Genomic DNA, 802 nt, shown 5'->3' on the forward strand with positions numbered 1-802 from the left:
GGGTCTTGTCAGAAGAACTTGTCTTGAGGCAGGCAGGACGGTTGCGTAGCTTTTGCCCATGACCAAACCTGCCTCTTTCAAGTACTTCAAAACCAGTCCCGAGGTCATCCGCCTTGCGGTGATGCTGTACATCCGTTTCCCGCTCTCGCTTCGAAATGTCGAAGATCTGTTGCACGAGCGAGGCATCGACGTGAGCCACGAAACCGTCCGATATTGGTGGAACAGGTTTGGTCCAATGTTTGCAGCTGAGATCCGACGGAAGCGTGTGCAGCAGCTGCGCGCGTTCTCGAAATGGAAGTGGCACGTGGACGAGGTTTTCGTAAAGGTGAATGGCAAGCGACATTATCTGTGGCGTGCAGTAGATCACGGAGGTGAAGTGCTGGAAGCAGTTGTCACCAAGCGCCGAAACAAGGCTGCAGCACTAAAATTCCTCAGGAAATTGATGAAACGGCACGGTTGCGCCAAGGAGGTCGTCACAGATCGCTTCGCCTCCTACAAGGCTGCGCTCAGAGAAATAGGCGCGTTCGAAAAACAACAGACGGGCAGGTGGCTCAACAACCGCGCCGAGAATTCACACCTGCCGTTTCGACGACGCGAACGCGCGATGCAGCGTTTCAGGCGCATGCGAAGTCTACAGAAATTCGCCTCCGTCCATTCCTCCGTCTACAATCACTTCAACCAGGAAAGATCGCTAGCCAGTCGAGACACCTTCAAGCTGACCCGCGCCGCCGCTCTTAGCGAGTGGCGTCAGCTTTGTTCCGGATAGGTTCGCGGTTTCCGCGGCAAACTGAGACTGGTTCGA

At 55.1% G+C, this 802-nt stretch carries 1 protein-coding gene; it reads left to right on the forward strand.

Translation table 11 applies throughout. From position 1 onward, the window contains the following. Positions 1–58 precede the first annotated feature (58 nt). The gene (locus ACR0JC_RS18825) at positions 59–766 is read left to right on the forward strand and encodes an IS6 family transposase (RefSeq protein ID WP_480764014.1); all 708 of its coding nucleotides are present in this window, start codon (positions 59–61) and stop codon (positions 764–766) included. Positions 767–802 lie beyond the last annotated feature (36 nt).

The sequence above is a fragment of the Ruegeria sp. CH5 genome, assembly GCF_056537025.1.

Excerpts from the sequence above, each read along its gene's own strand:
- ACR0JC_RS18825 (WP_480764014.1), top strand. The coding sequence starts at position 59 with ATGACCAAACCTGCCTCTTTCAAGTACTTCAAAACCAGTCCCGAGGTC.